The organism is Pseudoalteromonas sp. Scap03 (genome assembly GCF_013393115.1).
Lineage (GTDB): Bacteria > Pseudomonadota > Gammaproteobacteria > Enterobacterales > Alteromonadaceae > Pseudoalteromonas.
On the sequence record NZ_VDEU01000001.1, the window covers coordinates 1,225,862 to 1,241,033 of the forward strand.

The window sequence follows — 15,172 nt, forward strand, 5'->3', positions numbered from 1 at the left end:
CATTATGTTACCTCCCGATAATATCACTATTTATGGCGAGCAATTTTCAAGTAGATTACTGATTGGCTCTGCGCTTTACCCATCTCCCGTGACGATGACTAAAGCAATTAATGCTTCAGGAGCGGATATTGTTACTGTGTCTTTACGTCGCCAGCAAAGCGTAGCTGCAGGAGATGATTTTTGGCAACTTATAAAGAATACAGGGCTCAAAGTTTTACCTAACACAGCAGGATGCCACAGTGTTAAAGAGGCCATTAATTTAGCTAAAATGTGTCGAGAAGTATTTGCTACCGATTGGATAAAGCTGGAATTAATTGGCGATGACTATAACTTACAGCCAGATCCTTTTGCTCTGCTTGAAGCCACTGAGATTTTAATTAAAGATGGGTTTAAAGTACTGCCTTACTGCACCGATGACTTAGTGCTTTGCCAACGTTTAGATGAATTAGGCTGCGAGGTGCTAATGCCATGGGGCGCGCCAATTGGTACCGGTAAGGGATTATTAAATAGTTATAACTTAAAGGCGATACGGGAGCGTTTACCTAACAGCACATTAATTGTAGATGCTGGGTTAGGTTTACCATCGCATGCCTGCCAAGCCTTAGAATTAGGGTATGATGCGGTATTATTAAATTCAGCCATAGCGGGCGCGGGTTGCCCTATTACCATGGGACGTGCATTTAAAGCAGCTGTTGAAGCAGGGCGCTTTGCTTATAACGCCAAAGCAATGCCAGAAAAAGACGTTGCGGCCCCATCAACCCCCACAATGGGTATGCCATTTTGGCATCAAACGTAAAAAATTAGGAAGTAGGTCATTATGAACAATGTAGTATGGACGATTGCGGGCTCAGACTCCGGCGGTGGCGCAGGTATTCAAGCTGATATTAAAGCAATGCAAAGCTTTGGTGTGCACGGTTGTACTGCGATTACCGCACTAACAGCACAAAACAGTTTAGGTGTTGAGGCGATTAATGCTGTCTCTACTGATGTGATTGAGTCGCAGTTATTGGCACTCGAAAAAGACATGAAAGCCAAAGTAATTAAAATTGGTATGTTAGCTAACGTGCAGCAAATTCAATTGATCAGTGAGCATATTAGCCATTACAAAGCGAAGTGGCCAACCCCGCCGGTGATTGTGTACGACCCCGTGGCTATTGCTTCAAGCGGTGACTTACTAACAGAAGAAGACACTGTAAGCGCGATTAAAGAATGCCTATTACCACTGGTGGATGTAATTACCCCTAATACCCATGAAACACAGTTATTAACAGGTGTGTATTTAATTGGCCCCGCAGCAATTAAAGAAGCAGCAAGCAAACTAATGGCATGGGGTGCCAAAGCGGTGGTTATAAAAGGCGGGCATTGGGATTACCCAAGTGGTTACTGTATTGATTACTGCTCACAAGGTAATGAAGAGTACTGGTTGGGTAATGAAAAAATTCAGGTTCCGCACAATCATGGCACTGGCTGTAGTATGGCGTCTGTTATTGCTGCATGCCTTGCAAAAGACTACCCGTTAAAAGATGCATTTATTTTAGCTAAAGCCTATATAAACCAAGGTTTAAAGCAATCAGTTCGCTATGGCGAGGGGATCGGCCCTGTTGCACAAACGTCGTTTCCGACTGACCTAGCGCACTATCCTCAAGTGATTGAAGCGGGTAGTTGGTTGGGTGATGAACTAGACTTTGATGTACCGCTTGATTTTAATATGGCAGCTGACTTTGCTGCGTGTGAAAGCAAAGCGCTTGGCGCTTATGCGGTAGTCGATAGCGTAGAGTGGCTAGAAAAATGCTTACAAAATGGTATTAAAACAGCGCAGTTAAGAGTTAAAAATAAAAGCGAAGATGAGCTTGAACAATTAGTCGCAAGCGCGGTCGCTTTGGGTCAGCAATACAGTGCGCATGTGTTTATTAACGATTACTGGCAGCTGGCAATCAAACATGGCGCCTATGGTGTGCATTTAGGACAAGAAGACTTAGAGAGCGCAAATTTAGCGGCCATAAAAGAAGCAGGCCTGCGACTTGGGCTTTCTACCCATGGCTTTTATGAAATGCTTCGGGCGCATAATTACCGTCCAAGCTACATGGCCTTTGGCGCGATTTACCCTACTACCACCAAAGATATGACAGGCCAGATACAAGGGCTTGAAAAACTAACTCGATTTGTGCCATTAATGCAAAGTTATCCTACTGTGGCTATTGGTGGAATTGATTTAAATAGGGCGCAAGAGGTTGCTAAAACGGGCGTGGGCAGTGTAGCCGTGGTACGTGCTATTACCGAGGCTGATGATTATGTAGAGGCAATCAATACCTTAAAATCGGTGATAAATGAGAATGCCTGCTAACATGCAAACGCAGCAGCTCAGCGACAAAGAAACTCTACGTTATAGCCGCCACTTATTATTAAAAGAGGTGGGGCTTGAGGGGCAGTTAACACTTAAAGCGGCAACCGTTGCTGTGGTAGGTTCAGGCGGGCTAGGAAGCCCTGCGCTACTTTATTTAGCAGCTGCTGGTATCGGCACACTAATATTAATTGATGACGATACCGTTGAACTCTCTAATTTACAGCGGCAAATACTGTATAAAGTGAATCACTTAGGGCAGCAAAAAGTAAATGCAGCAGGGAAGGTGCTTGCGAGCCTTAACAATCAAATAAACATAGTGACTCACTCGCAAAAGTTGAGCGATGCTAACAGTGATGCACTATTCAGTAACGCCGATATCGTACTTGATTGCTCTGATAACTTTGCGACTCGTTACACCGTCAATCGTTTTTGCGTAAACAACAAAACACCACTAATTTCTGCAGCAGCGCTAGCAACCCAAGGGCAATTAATGGGCTTTGACTTTAGGCAAACAGATAGCCCTTGCTATGGCTGCGTATTTCCACAAAATGATGCTAACCCTGTTGTTAATTGCGACAATGCGGGCGTTATTAGTCCCTTACTTGGTGTAATTGGCTCTATGCAGGCACAGCTAACTCTTAATATGCTGTTAGGCCATTTTGGTGGGAGTTTGTTTATAACCTTTGACGCATTAAGCTTAAAGCAACAGCATTTTAAAGTAGTTAAAGATTTAAACTGTAAAGAGTGTGATGGGAAGTAAAAACTTTTACTTGCTCGCTTTTAATCTTTGGTGTCTTCTCATTTACTCCACTTTTTTCTCTTTGTGCAATAAAGTCTTAGGGAAGTTATACACAAAGAGGTTAAGAGGCCGCTACGCTTTAGAGAAACGTTATGAATATGTTCGTAACAGCAATCCCCACACCTACAGAAATTAAAAAACCGCGTTTAAATAACGCGGTTTTTTATTTCTAATTAACGATTTGTTTAATCGTTAATTTTTGCAAACGCAGTGCCTAAACGGGTTACCGTTTCAGGGCGTTGATCATCAAAAATATCGGCTTTATCTGCACCCCATGCAAGCACAACTGTTGAGCCTAATTTAAAGCGGCCCATTTCTTCCCCTTTTTTAAGGGTGATCGCGTTTTCGCCTTTAGTTGGGTAGTTCCAGCTAAACACATCACTGCCAGCTGGTGGAGTGACTGTGCCAGCCCAAATAGTTTCTATGCTAGCAACAATGGTTGCGCCTACAAGGACCATAGCAAGCGGGCCAATTTCAGTTTCAAAAATTGCTACTACACGCTCGTTACGGGCAAATAAATTCGGTACGTTTTGCGCGGTAAGTGGATTTACCGAAAATAAATCGCCCGGTACGTAAATCATTTTGCTTAACGTGCCATCAATTGGCATATGAATACGGTGGTAGTCTTTTGGTGCCAAGTAAATAGTTGCAAATTTACCGCCTAAAAACGGCGTTGTGTCGTCTTGTGAGCCACCTAACAACGCTTGTAAGCTGTAATCATGGCCTTTAGCTTGGATTAGTTGGCCGTCAACAATATCGCCAAGCTGGCTGATTGCGCCGTCAACAGGGTGAATAATAATATCGTCATCTTCAACCATAGGACGAGCACCGTCTTTTAACGGGCGGGTAAAAAATTCATTAAAGGTTTTATAGTGAGCAGGGTCAGAATATTTAGCCTCACTCATATTTATTTTGTATTGTTTAATAAATAATTTAATTAATGTTGTTGTTAATGCGCCCGCTTTTGCAGCTGCAAGCTTACCTACTACACGAGAAATAAAGTGCTTTGGCATAGCATATTGCATGGCGATTTTAAATTTATCTAAACTCACAGATTTTTCCCTAATTATACGCGAGGCGCACGCGCGCCGGCACGGCCATCGGCCATGGTTTCTAAAATACGGTGATAGCTTTCAAAGCGTAACTTTGAGATATCGCCATCAGCGACTGCTTGCTGAATTATACAGCCTGGATCGTTTAAGTGTTTACAGTCTCTAAAACGGCATCCACCTATAAACTCTCTAAATTCTTTAAAACACCAAGTGACTCGTTCAACATCTAAATGCCATAAACCAAACTCACGAATACCCGGTGAATCAATTAAGTTACCGCCACTTGGTAAATGATGCAGACGCGATACTGTGGTGGTGTGCTGGCCTAGACCGCTGTTTTCAGAGACTTCTTTAGTCAAAATTTCAGCATCCGGCAGCACAGTGTTTACTAAGGTAGATTTACCCACACCACTTTGGCCAACAAAAATATTGTTTTTGCCTACAAGTACTTCTTTTAATTCATTAATGCCTTCGCCGGTTATATTACTAACTAGCAGCACTTGGTAATTAAGTTTACGGTAAATATCGAGTATTTGTTGTATGTCGTTTAAACCAGTTTCATCAATTAAATCAATTTTATTAAGGACTAAAATCGGCTCAATGCCCATGTCTTCGCAGGCAATTAAATAGCGGTCAATAATGCTTGGCGTAAACTCAGGCAATACTGCTGATACCATTAAAATTTGGTCTATATTCGCGGCAATCACTTTTACACCGTCGTAAAAATCAGGGCGCGTTAACTGTGAACGACGTTCTTGAGTTGCTTCAATAACCCCCGCTAAATCGCCTTCACTTACTTTTGCACGACGAAATAATACCTCATCGCCACATACTAAATTTGATACGGTACGGCGAATATTACAGCGAAGAACATCGCCATTTTGGGTTTCTACGTCGGCATGTTGCCCAAAGCGGCTAATAACAATCGCATTTTCCACTTGACCTAAATTATCTGTTTGCCACTCTTGCGCGCCGACTTTTGCCGGTTTTTTATCGGCATTCGATAAACGCTTTTGATGATTGGCCTTGATCCTACGGGATTGGCCTTTACTTAATTTTTTCTGTTTTGCCACTTGAGGCCTATAACCTGAGTTAAATGCCGAGTTTGCCAAAAAAAGCTTTAGCTCGACGGTTGATGCTAATATGATATATCGAAATGCGTTGGATCTAAAGAAAAGCACCGTTTAAGGTAATTATGACTATTAATAAATCAAATTTAATTTGGCTCGATCTGGAAATGACCGGACTTGAACCAGAGACTGACAAAATACTTGAAATTGCAACTGTTGTCACTGACGCTGAACTGAATATATTAGCCGAAGGGCCAACGATTGCCATTCATCAAAGTGATGAACTACTGGATGGCATGGATGAGTGGTGTACAACTCAGCATGGCAAATCTGGATTAACGGCACGCTGTAAGGCAAGCACGTTTGATGAAGCTTATGCCGTGGAACAAACTCTCGCGTTTTTAAAGCAATGGGTGCCAGCGGGTGCTTCACCTATGTGTGGTAACTCGATAGGCCAAGACCGCCGCTTTATGAATAAGTATATGCGCGAGCTTGAAGACTTCTTCCATTACCGTAATTTAGATGTCAGTACCATTAAAGAACTTGCTCGTCGTTGGAAACCAGATGTGTTGGCTCAAGTGAATAAAAAAGGATCGCATTTAGCGTTAGACGACATTAAAGATTCGATTATGGAATTAAAGGTTTACCGAGAAAAGTTTTTTAATTTATAAAAAATACTTGCAAAGCCCCCTAATTATTGTAGAATCCTGCCCCGCTCAAGACGATAACCCCCGCGGGGTTAGTGTGTTTGGGCTTTGACTTTTTGAATGCGGCACTAGCTCAGTTGGTAGAGCGCGACCTTGCCAAGGTCGAGGTCACGAGTTCGAGCCTCGTGTGCCGCTCCAATTTCTCACCAAAGAAATTGCAGCACAAGACAAAAAGTTAAAGTTGATATAATGCGGCACTAGCTCAGTTGCCAGGATGTAGGACGCGACATGTCGCGCACCAACGGACAAATTACTGACTATTTTGAATGCGGCACTAGCTCAGTTGGTAGAGCGCGACCTTGCCAAGGTCGAGGTCACGAGTTCGAGCCTCGTGTGCCGCTCCAATTTCTAACCAAAAGAAATTGTGGTTCAAGATGAAAGTTTAAAATTGATAGAACCTAGAATCTACATATAATGCGGTACTAGCTCAGTTGGTAGAGCGCGACCTTGCCAAGGTCGAGGTCACGAGTTCGAGCCTCGTGTACCGCTCCAATCTTATTTACTTTTCAGATATTCATTCTCAAATAGCAAACAATGACCCATACGCGAATCACTATAAATTTAATTTATGTAACTTTTTTAAAGTGTTCAATGTGTGAGAGTGACCTATGTTGTAAAACCTAAAACCTAAAACCTAAAACCTAAAACCTAAAACCTAAAACCTAAAACCTAAAACCTAAAACCTAAAACCTAAAACCTAAAACCTAAAACCTAAAACCTAAAACCTAAAACGCTTCGCCTTGCAAAGTTGTAATAATACGCCTTGAACCACCATGATCACGGTGCTCACCTAAGTATATTCCTTGCCAAGTTCCCAGCGCTAACTGACCGTGACTAATCGGGATAGTTAATTCGCAACCTAAGGTACTGGTTTTTATATGGGCAGGCATATCATCATCGCCCTCATAGTCATGGCGATAATAAGGCTGGCGCTCTGGAACAAACTGATTAAAGTGGCTTTCCATATCCATACGCACGGTAGGAACGGCATTTTCATTAATGGTTAAGCTGGCTGAGGTGTGTTGAATAAATAAGTGTAATAAACCAACTTTAAATTGGCTTATTTGTGGGAGTTGATTGAGTATGTCGTTATCAATTAAATGAAAGCCCCGCGAGCGAGGCTTTAATGTAATTGTGGTTTGCGACCAGCTCATAGCTTATCGAAACTCACTTCTATATTTGCATTACCTGCGTCACTGGTAAACGGCATAAGAATTTTTTTGCCGTCACTTTTGTGAGTAATAGTGTGGTTTTTACCAGACACAACAATGGGTGTTGCCATGGCAAAATCATAGCCTTTTTCACCTAGTAAATTCTTAGCACCACCGGTAACCATATTAGTTATTTCACCGACCATGTCGGTTACTTCTTCATTTATGTCGTCTGGTCGTTCGCCTAACATTCGTTCCATAATGGTCAGCGCTAAACCTTCGTCGAAGGTAATTGAAAATGAACCGCGAGTTTGAGGGCCAACCATACCAATTAATCCCGATACATCACCACAGGCTATCTCATCGGTTTTAATGCGTGGCTTGCCTGGTTTTAACTGAGTTTGAGCCATAGTGCTCAATACATTCATCAAAGAAGCTAAAAAGGGATTAATGAACTCTACATTCATATTAGATGTCCTTAAATTGGTACTGATAAAGGTTATACGTAAAGTATAGCTATAGTCGCTTATCTATGCTCGGCAAGAGTCACATTTACCATGTGCTTCTATTGTTTGTCCGGAAACTACAAAGCCACTTTCGGCTGCTAAGTTATTGAGCTCATGTGAAATTACTGTTGAGTGCAGCTCTTTAACAAAACCGCAGCTATCACAAATTAATAGCTGAACAGGATGAATATGATCAAAATGATGACACAGCATAAATGCATTGGTGCTTTCAATTTTATGAATAAAACCGAGTTCGGCTAAAAAGTCTAAAGCACGATAAATCGTTGCAGGTTTAGCGCCTGTTTCAGTGACTTTTAATTGTTCAAGTAAATCGTATGCACCCACACCACCTTGAGCACTGGCCAATAAACGAAATACCTTCTCGCGAATTGGTGTGAATCGCGCACCACGGTTGTCGCACACTTGTTTTGCTTTACTTACGAGTGATTCTATATTCATCTTCTCTCATCCTTACGCTGCCGTGATATACTAACATACTGTATTGTAGTTGCAGCGTTTTATTAACCGATTTAATGAAAAGGTACTCATTAATGCATGAACTATTGGCTATATTTATTTTCTTTTTTGCGGTTATCGATCCAATTGGCACAATCCCGGTTTTTATCGCCGTAACTCGTGGAGATGACGACAAGTTTAAGCGTAAAGTGATTTTTAAGGCCGTGGGTGTGTCTGCTTTAGTACTGTTATTTTTTGTAGTTGCTGGCGAGCAATTACTGAATGTGATTGAGATTCCGCTCTCGGCATTTCAAATAGCAGGTGGTTTAATTTTATTAATTTTTGCACTCTCCATGACCTTTGGTGAAAGTAAGCCTGAAGCTGAAATTAAAAGTGTTAGAGACAGCACTGAAACCGCTATTTTTCCGCTCGCTATCCCATCAATAGCCAGTCCCGGTGCCATGTTAGGTGCGGTATTAATGACACGCAATGAGGAATATACTTGGGTTGAACAAATGATTACCTCATCAATGATGTTAGCTGTTTTAGTGGTGGTACTGATTTTGTTATTACTTGCTACGCATGTACATAAAATAATAGGCGATAGTGGGGCGAGTATTATTAGTCGAATTATGGGGTTAATTTTAAGCTCAGTCGCAGTAACTAATATTTTAAACGGTATTGCGCAATACTTTGGCTTGCAAGTGTTTGCTTAATATTGCTGCGCATAGGGCTTTTGTGTAAAATGCAGCGCCGTTTAAGCTGTGCTTAAATTATAAATTTTTGAGGATCACATTTTGGATAAACGTACTTTAAATCGACGCTTTAGCGTGGCACCCATGCTTGATTGGACTGATCGCCACTGTCGTACGTTTCATCGTAAAATGACAAAACACACCGTGCTCTATACTGAAATGATCACTACAGGCGCTATTTTATTCGGCCGCGGTGACTACTTGCATTTTAATCAGCACGAAGGCCTTGTGGCATTGCAATTAGGTGGATCAGATCCGCAAGCGCTAGCACAGTGTGCCAAGCTTGCTGGTGAGCGTGGTTATGATGAAATAAACCTTAATGTAGGTTGTCCGTCAGATCGTGTGCAAAATGGACGTTTTGGTGCCTGTTTAATGGCCGAGCCTAATTTAGTTGCAGAGTGTGTTGCTGCAATGAAAAGTGAAGTGAATATTCCGGTTACGGTTAAAACTCGTATTGGTATTGATGAGCAAGATTCTTATGAATTTTTATGTGCTTTGATAGAGGCTTCACATAAGGTTGGCTGTGATGACTTTATTATTCATGCGCGCAAAGCATGGCTAAAAGGGTTGAGCCCGAAAGAAAATCGCGAAGTTCCTGAGCTTAACTACCCCCGAGTTTACCAGCTTAAAAAAGATTACCCTCAACTTGATTTAAGTATTAACGGTGGTGTTAAAACCATTGAGCAAAGTCTTGAGCATTTACAGTACATAGATGGGGTCATGGTGGGCCGAGAGGCTTACAGTAATCCATTTATGCTTAATGAAGTAGATGAAAAAATTTATGGTGATGCGGCTAATACTCAGTCTCGACATGATGTTGTACGCTCTATGTATGATTATATTGAAGAAGAGATGCGTTTAGGGGCTAATTTTTGGCATGTTGCACGTCACATGCTGGGTATTTTTCAGGGGCAGCCTGGTGCGCGTGGCTTTAGACGCCACTTATCTGAAAATGGTCATGGTAAGCAAGCTGATTTAAGTGTTATGGATAAGGCACTAAGTTACGTACCCGAGTAATGCCAATTTAATAGAATTGGCATAACAGATACTCTTTATAGAAAAAGTCACCTCAGGTGGCTTTTTTTGATCCCAAATTTTAGTCAAAAATATAATTTATTAGCCAATTCGACTTAATTGTATTCAGTGACTAGTCATTAACTTACCCGCCAAAATAATTTAAATTATTGATATTTAACGAAAATAAAAGAGTTTTAAGTTGTTGGCATAACTCTTGGAATCCTGTTGATGTATAAATAAAAAATCATCAGGAGAATAACATGGGTATATTTAATCGCGTAAACGACGTCATTCAAGCAAATATCGTAGCTATGCTTGATAAAGCTGAAGATTCAGAAAAACTACTTAATTTGATGCTAACCGAAATGCAAGAGGCACTTAATGAGTGTCGTGGCACCGCGGCAGCACTATTATGTGAAGAAAAAAATATTAAGCGTCAAATAAGCAATAAACAACAAGCGCTCACAAATTGGCAATTAAAGGCCGAACATGCCATTGCAAAAAATCGTGACGATTTAGCGAAATCAGCATTAGCTGAAAAACACAATGTCGAAATAAGCATAGAGTGCTTACAAACACAACTTGAGACATTGCAGCAATCAATTGTAAAAATCACAGAGGACTGTGAACGCCTGCAGCAAAAAATGGCACAGGCTAAAGCAAAGCAAGCACAACTTGTAAAGCGTGAAAATGTGGTTGAGGCAAGAGCTAAGATAAATACTCAGCTGCAGAGCGATAAAGTGGCTACTGCTTTATCACGATTTGAGCAAATTGAGCGCCGTGTTGAGAGTGTTGAATCGCAAGTTGAAGCGTATGAACTGACAGATACAGCGAGCAATACGGCAATGCAAATTGAGTCACTGGTTAAAAACGAAAAAATTGATGCAGAACTGGCAAGTTTAAAAGCGAGTTTAAACACCGCTGATAAAAAAACAGCCTAAGGAGATTGTTATGAATAATTTTAATACACATCGTCGTTGGTATAAAAATACGCTTAACAAAAAAATATCAGGTGTCTGTAGTGGGTTAGCTTACCGATTAGACTTTCCGGTATGGTCTACTCGTTTAGTCACCGTTTTATTATTTTTAAGTTTTCCGTTTGCAGTGGCGCTAGGTTATTTAATCGCACACTGTTGTCTTGAAGAAAAAGCAGTGTAAGGAGAGCAACATGAAAACTTTCGCCGTATGCCTACTTATTGTTACATTATTTTTAATTAATAGCGGTTCGATAATTCATTTTGATGTATGGCAGTTTCCGTTGTGGATTTCAGATATTAGTTGGACAGGTATTGAGCTCATTGGGGCGTTAATCGCCATTATTGTTGTTATTGCGATTGCTGCTTTGGTAACTATGGGGCTTGTTGGCGCGGCGATGGTGGCACTGGCTGGAACTATATTAGCCTTTTTATTCGGATCATTGATGATTGCTTGGCCATTATTGTTTGTGGCAGGCTTGTGCTGGTTAATCGCAGATAACAAAAAAGTAGCTTCTTGAACTTAAATTAGCTGCCTAATATTAGGGAATTATGATAGATTTGGGCTATATTTTTTCGTTTTAACAAGGATTTTACTGATGATTAAACAATGTATTTTGAGTGCAAGTGCGTTAATAGTGGGTGTTTTTTCGTCTTCGTTATTGGCGCACGAAGGACATGAGCACGATAGTGTTGTTGCGCAATTACAAGTAACAAATGCGCAAGTAAGAGAGTTTTTACCAGCCACCAAAGCCAGCGTGGGCTATTTCAGCATTGAAAACCACAGTAATGTTCCGGCAACACTTACAAGAGCGACCTTAGATGGGTTGGGTCGTGTTGAGATTCATGAGCACGTCCACGCTGATGGCATGATGAAAATGCAAAAAGTAGAATCACTGCTTATTAAGGCCCATCAGCAACTCGATTTTAAGCCTGGGAGCTATCATTTAATGGTGTTTGAACCGCAAGAGCCGTTAAAAGTAGGTCAAGAACGCAAACTCACGCTATATTTTGAAGACGGGAATCGAGTATTCACCAATGCGAAAGTAGTTTCGCTAGCATCGCAAGCTGAGCCGGTAAAAGCATCGAAAGATCATAGTCATCATTAGGGGGATAAATGTCACAGCATAAAGGAAAAATAATAACGGCATTGGTACTATTGTTTGTCGTATTTTACGCTATTGCAGTGTACTGGAGCATAGAGCCTGCACGTTTTGATGTGGTACAAAATGCCAAACAGCAAGCACAGCAACGTAGTGAAAAACCAGTAACAGGGTATGTAACCACTTCAACACTTATTACCGTCGCTGATACTCTCTTGACTAAGTCAGGCGGTTATTTATCAAATGATGTACTGCCACCGAGCGTAATAATGGACAACATGCCTGCTTGGGAGTATGGCGCGTTGGAAATGGTGCGTGATTTAGCATTATCAATGCGAAAAGATTTTAGTCGTTCACAGTCACAATCAACTGAGCACGAAGCGCTTAAAAAAGCACAGCCACAATTTAATATTAGTTCTGAAGCATGGGCATGGCCAAGTGCTGAGGGCGAATATCAAAAGGGTATTGATTACTTATTAGTTTACCGTTCTCAAATTGCGAATCAGCATGAGCGCGATAGCCAGTTTTACTCACGTGCAGATAATTTACGCAGTTGGTTAAAAGAAGCAGAAAAACGCTTAGGTAGCTTAAGCCAGCGTTTGAGCGCGAGTGTAGGTCAAGACAAAGTAAATACCGATTTAGCAGGCAATTCTTCAAATACTCAAGCTACTTATACGCCATTACAACAACAAGTAAAAACATCGTGGTGGGAAATTGATGATGTATTTTATGAGTCACGTGGTGCTACTTGGGCTTTACTGCATTTTTTACAAGCAGTTGAATATGATTTTGCCGAAGTACTTGATAAAAAGAACGCCCGTGTTAGTTTACAACAAATTATACGCGAGCTTGAAGCGACTCAAGAAACAGTTTGGAGCCCAATAATTCTAAACGGCAACGGATTCGGTTATGTCGCCAACCACTCACTCGTTATGGCAAATTATATCTCTAGAGCCAATGCGGCACTGATTGAACTTAGCGAATTATTAGCGCAAGGATAAAAAATGAAAAAGTATTGTATAGCAGCAGCCTTATCAATGGCATGTTTAGCACCTGTAGCACAAGCCGACACTGTATTAGGTTTATATGTAGGAGTTGATGGTTGGAAAGCAGATAATGATGGTGGCTTTTCTGATAATAATAATGCCCTACAAAACTTCAACTTTGAAGATGAGACTTTTGTTAGCTATTACGCCGCACTTGAGCATCCAGTACCGCTAGTACCAAACTTAAAACTAAAATACACTGAGCTTGAACTAAACGGCGCAACACAACTTGAAGATACATTTACTTTTAATGGCACTGATTATGTTGTAGGTACTGATGTTAATTCAGTTACTGACTTATCGCACATTGATTATATTCTTTACTATGAAATTTTTGATAACGACTTAATCTCAATTGATTTAGGTATTAATGCTAAGCAGTTTGATGGTGAAGTTGTGGTAACGGGTACATCACAACAAGGTGGTGCTAACTTCACTGAGATAGAAGAGTTCTCAGGTGTAGTTCCTTTAGCATATGGACGTTTTGAAGCAGGTTTACCATTTAGTGGTTTAAGTGTTTTTGCTGAAGGTAGCTTTTTAGCTATTGATGACAGTAAAGTACGAGATTACCAAATGGGTATTGCTTGGGAGTTGATTGATAACCTAGCGATTGATGTTGCGGTTAAAGCGGGCTACCGCTCTATGGTTTTAGAACTTGATGATGTAGATGATATTAATACTGATATTGATGCATCAGGCCCATTTGCTGGCATACAAGTTCATTTTTAAGCACCGATTAGTTTAATGAAAAGCCACCTCGTGTGGCTTTTTTTAGTTACTTTGAAGCATGCCACACTAATTCAAATTCCCCTTCAAATGCTGCACCAATTAACTGTTTGTACACTTTATTAATTGGGTAATTCATTAGTCTAAACAGTTCATCACCGGTTTGGGTAAACTTATAATAGCTTAGTACTAAGTCGTTACTTTTTGCTTTTAAAGTTAGTTTTTGAGTTAAAAAGGAGAGGGTTATCTCTTGTCCTGCTTTTAATGCAGCGGATTCAATCTCTTTACGATAAAGCAAGTTTAAGTCCATTAAGGTCAATACATCAGGGAAGCTCACACCGCTTTTACCTATGCTTAATGACACTTTATTTCCCTTACCTAATAAATCAAATAACGAGGGTTTTTTGTAATAGCCTAAAAATATTAGGTGACTACTATCTTTTTCGTTATACCCTGAAATAGACACACACTTTCTCAATGAATCCGCTTCGCGCTGGGTCATATGTTTGAGGGTTTGTAAGCTTTTTATAGAAAAGGTACCTGGGCTAATAGTTTCGCCAGTAAAAATTTTTGCCCATAATGTTTGCATTGATTGATTTGAGGTATCTTCACACAAGGCAATAAAGTGCTCTACCCAATCGGCATCAGGTTGTTTAGCGCAGGCTACATCAGGACAAAATTCCATTGCTAAGGCTAAAATAGTCTCGATATTTTGTTGTTGTTTTATTAGCAGTAGATCTTGTCTTTTTTGTGCTCGCGCTAATACTGAATGCTCGCTATTAATACGATAAAGAGACTTTGATTTACCCTGCGTATTATAGATTTGTTCATCAGCTGCAGTCGTATTACTCACTTTTGTGACCGAGTAACCTAACAGTGACTCAATAATATTGGCAAGTTTAATTCTGGCTTGTGCGGTTTTTACTGTCATGGCTTTCCATTATTGCTTGTGCATCACTGAGTTGGGCTACCGTCTTTAAGTTATTTAGCCCAAGGGTGACTATATTGCTTAATATATTTTCAGCAAATATAGCAACATAGCCAGATATAAGCGGCACAGTTGCTTGTCCTTGTATATGCCAGGTTACAGTTTTTGCATGTGGGCTAAATAGTAATCGGCTAGTAATAATATGTTCTTGATTAAATAATACATTAAATACAACTTCATTGGCGCTTAATGAAGTGATTGTCATTTCGCCTTGCCCCCACTTTCCTTGCCAAGATTGATAGGCTCCCGCACCAGCACTAGGTTCACCAATACTAAATTCAATATTGGGATCTATTTGCTGCCACGGCGACCATTTGTACCACTGAGTAAAATCTTCCACTAATGACTTTATAACAGGAGGGCGGGCATTTATTTTAATGCTTTTTTGCACGTGATAGTTTTGTGGTAAAAGTAATCCCACAACAACAAACGCCAACAGCAAGATGGCTGAAAACTGCATTAATTGTTTAAGTAGTTT

At 40.6% G+C, this 15,172-nt stretch carries 19 protein-coding genes and 3 tRNA genes; 15 read left to right on the plus strand and 7 right to left on the minus strand.

All coding sequences use genetic code 11. The features are described 5' to 3' along the window. Positions 1 to 4: 4 nt before the first annotated feature. The 3 genes from FHG08_RS05525 to FHG08_RS05535 are packed head-to-tail and all read left to right on the plus strand — an operon-like array spanning position 5 to position 3,104. The gene (locus FHG08_RS05525) at positions 5 to 796 is read left to right on the plus strand and encodes a thiazole synthase (protein ID WP_178954796.1); all 792 of its coding nucleotides are present in this window, start codon (positions 5 to 7) and stop codon (positions 794 to 796) included. Positions 797 to 817: 21 nt separating this feature from the next. Next, positions 818 to 2,344 (plus strand): thiamine phosphate synthase, encoded by a 1,527-nt coding sequence (thiE, locus tag FHG08_RS05530; RefSeq protein WP_178954798.1) that lies wholly within the window; start codon positions 818 to 820, stop codon positions 2,342 to 2,344. Beyond that, on the plus strand, positions 2,328 to 3,104 hold the full coding sequence (locus FHG08_RS05535) for a HesA/MoeB/ThiF family protein (RefSeq protein WP_178954800.1): 777 nt from the start codon (positions 2,328 to 2,330) through the stop codon (positions 3,102 to 3,104). The genes thiE and FHG08_RS05535 overlap by 17 nt, the downstream gene beginning before the upstream one ends. Positions 3,105 to 3,328: 224 nt before the next feature. Here the strand turns inward: FHG08_RS05535 and asd are convergent, their stop codons facing one another. Both asd and rsgA read right to left on the minus strand, forming a co-directional pair. Then, a complete protein-coding gene (gene asd, locus FHG08_RS05540; RefSeq protein ID WP_178954802.1) occupies positions 3,329 to 4,195 on the minus strand; it encodes an archaetidylserine decarboxylase in 867 nt (288 codons plus the stop codon). Between the two features lie 14 nt (positions 4,196 to 4,209). Then, positions 4,210 to 5,268, minus strand: a complete 1,059-nt coding sequence (rsgA, locus tag FHG08_RS05545) for a small ribosomal subunit biogenesis GTPase RsgA (protein ID WP_138607092.1) — start codon at positions 5,266 to 5,268, stop codon at positions 4,210 to 4,212. A 122-nt stretch (positions 5,269 to 5,390) separates the two neighbouring features. Here rsgA and orn point away from each other — a divergent pair, with 122 nt between their 5' ends. From orn to FHG08_RS05565, 4 genes are all read left to right on the plus strand, one after another. Then, positions 5,391 to 5,936, plus strand: a complete 546-nt coding sequence (orn, locus tag FHG08_RS05550) for an oligoribonuclease (protein WP_178954804.1) — start codon at positions 5,391 to 5,393, stop codon at positions 5,934 to 5,936. 98 nt (positions 5,937 to 6,034) lie between these two features. Beyond that, positions 6,035 to 6,110, plus strand: a tRNA-Gly gene (locus FHG08_RS05555). A gap of 130 nt (positions 6,111 to 6,240) precedes the next feature. After that, positions 6,241 to 6,316: transfer RNA gene (locus tag FHG08_RS05560), tRNA-Gly, on the plus strand. 72 nt (positions 6,317 to 6,388) lie between these two features. Further along, positions 6,389 to 6,464, plus strand: a tRNA-Gly gene (locus FHG08_RS05565). A 233-nt stretch (positions 6,465 to 6,697) separates the two neighbouring features. On the opposite strand, the gene FHG08_RS05570 is transcribed toward FHG08_RS05565, so the two are convergent. The 3 genes from FHG08_RS05570 to FHG08_RS05580 form a co-directional block, all read right to left on the minus strand. Beyond that, positions 6,698 to 7,126: a secondary thiamine-phosphate synthase enzyme YjbQ gene (locus FHG08_RS05570; RefSeq protein WP_178954806.1), complete on the minus strand. Its 429-nt coding sequence runs from the start codon at positions 7,124 to 7,126 to the stop codon at positions 6,698 to 6,700. Beyond that, positions 7,123 to 7,590, minus strand: coding sequence for a chemotaxis protein CheX (locus tag FHG08_RS05575; RefSeq protein ID WP_010390540.1), 468 nt, complete (start codon positions 7,588 to 7,590; stop codon positions 7,123 to 7,125). The genes FHG08_RS05570 and FHG08_RS05575 overlap by 4 nt, the downstream gene beginning before the upstream one ends. 63 nt (positions 7,591 to 7,653) lie before the next feature. Continuing rightward, entirely contained in the window at positions 7,654 to 8,088 is a 435-nt protein-coding gene (locus tag FHG08_RS05580) for a transcriptional repressor (protein WP_008115496.1), read from the minus strand. 92 nt (positions 8,089 to 8,180) lie between these two features. On the opposite strand from FHG08_RS05580, the gene FHG08_RS05585 reads away from it, so the two are divergent. The 8 genes from FHG08_RS05585 to FHG08_RS05620 all read left to right on the plus strand — a co-directional run bounded on the left by FHG08_RS05585 (position 8,181) and on the right by FHG08_RS05620 (position 13,709). Beyond that, the gene (locus tag FHG08_RS05585) at positions 8,181 to 8,801 is read left to right on the plus strand and encodes a MarC family protein (protein ID WP_008115498.1); all 621 of its coding nucleotides are present in this window, start codon (positions 8,181 to 8,183) and stop codon (positions 8,799 to 8,801) included. Positions 8,802 to 8,924: 123 nt separating this feature from the next. Next, positions 8,925 to 9,857: a tRNA dihydrouridine(20/20a) synthase DusA gene (gene dusA / locus FHG08_RS05590; protein ID WP_256729726.1), complete on the plus strand. Its 933-nt coding sequence runs from the start codon at positions 8,925 to 8,927 to the stop codon at positions 9,855 to 9,857. Between the two features lie 260 nt (positions 9,858 to 10,117). Next, on the plus strand, positions 10,118 to 10,798 hold the full coding sequence (locus FHG08_RS05595) for a PspA/IM30 family protein (protein ID WP_178954810.1): 681 nt from the start codon (positions 10,118 to 10,120) through the stop codon (positions 10,796 to 10,798). Between the two features lie 10 nt (positions 10,799 to 10,808). After that, on the plus strand, positions 10,809 to 11,015 hold the full coding sequence (locus tag FHG08_RS05600; protein WP_010390548.1) for a PspC domain-containing protein: 207 nt from the start codon (positions 10,809 to 10,811) through the stop codon (positions 11,013 to 11,015). Between the two features lie 10 nt (positions 11,016 to 11,025). Beyond that, positions 11,026 to 11,352 carry a hypothetical protein gene (locus FHG08_RS05605; RefSeq protein WP_178954812.1) on the plus strand — a complete coding sequence of 109 codons (327 nt, stop codon included), beginning with the start codon at positions 11,026 to 11,028 and terminating at the stop codon, positions 11,350 to 11,352. Between the two features lie 78 nt (positions 11,353 to 11,430). Beyond that, a complete protein-coding gene (locus FHG08_RS05610) occupies positions 11,431 to 11,940 on the plus strand; it encodes a copper chaperone PCu(A)C (protein ID WP_178954814.1) in 510 nt (169 codons plus the stop codon). An 8-nt stretch (positions 11,941 to 11,948) separates the two neighbouring features. Next, positions 11,949 to 12,935 carry a DUF2333 family protein gene (locus FHG08_RS05615; protein WP_178954815.1) on the plus strand — a complete coding sequence of 329 codons (987 nt, stop codon included), beginning with the start codon at positions 11,949 to 11,951 and terminating at the stop codon, positions 12,933 to 12,935. Between the two features lie 3 nt (positions 12,936 to 12,938). After that, the gene (locus FHG08_RS05620; RefSeq protein WP_178954817.1) at positions 12,939 to 13,709 is read left to right on the plus strand and encodes a TIGR04219 family outer membrane beta-barrel protein; all 771 of its coding nucleotides are present in this window, start codon (positions 12,939 to 12,941) and stop codon (positions 13,707 to 13,709) included. A 46-nt stretch (positions 13,710 to 13,755) separates the two neighbouring features. Here FHG08_RS05620 and FHG08_RS05625 read toward each other — a convergent pair whose 3' ends face one another. After that, positions 13,756 to 14,637 carry a TIGR03899 family protein gene (locus tag FHG08_RS05625; RefSeq protein WP_178954819.1) on the minus strand — a complete coding sequence of 294 codons (882 nt, stop codon included), beginning with the start codon at positions 14,635 to 14,637 and terminating at the stop codon, positions 13,756 to 13,758. Further along, a complete protein-coding gene (locus FHG08_RS05630) occupies positions 14,606 to 15,154 on the minus strand; it encodes an SRPBCC family protein (protein WP_138609051.1) in 549 nt (182 codons plus the stop codon). Before FHG08_RS05630 ends, FHG08_RS05625 begins: the two co-directional genes overlap by 32 nt. Between the last annotated feature and the right edge of the window lie 18 nt (positions 15,155 to 15,172).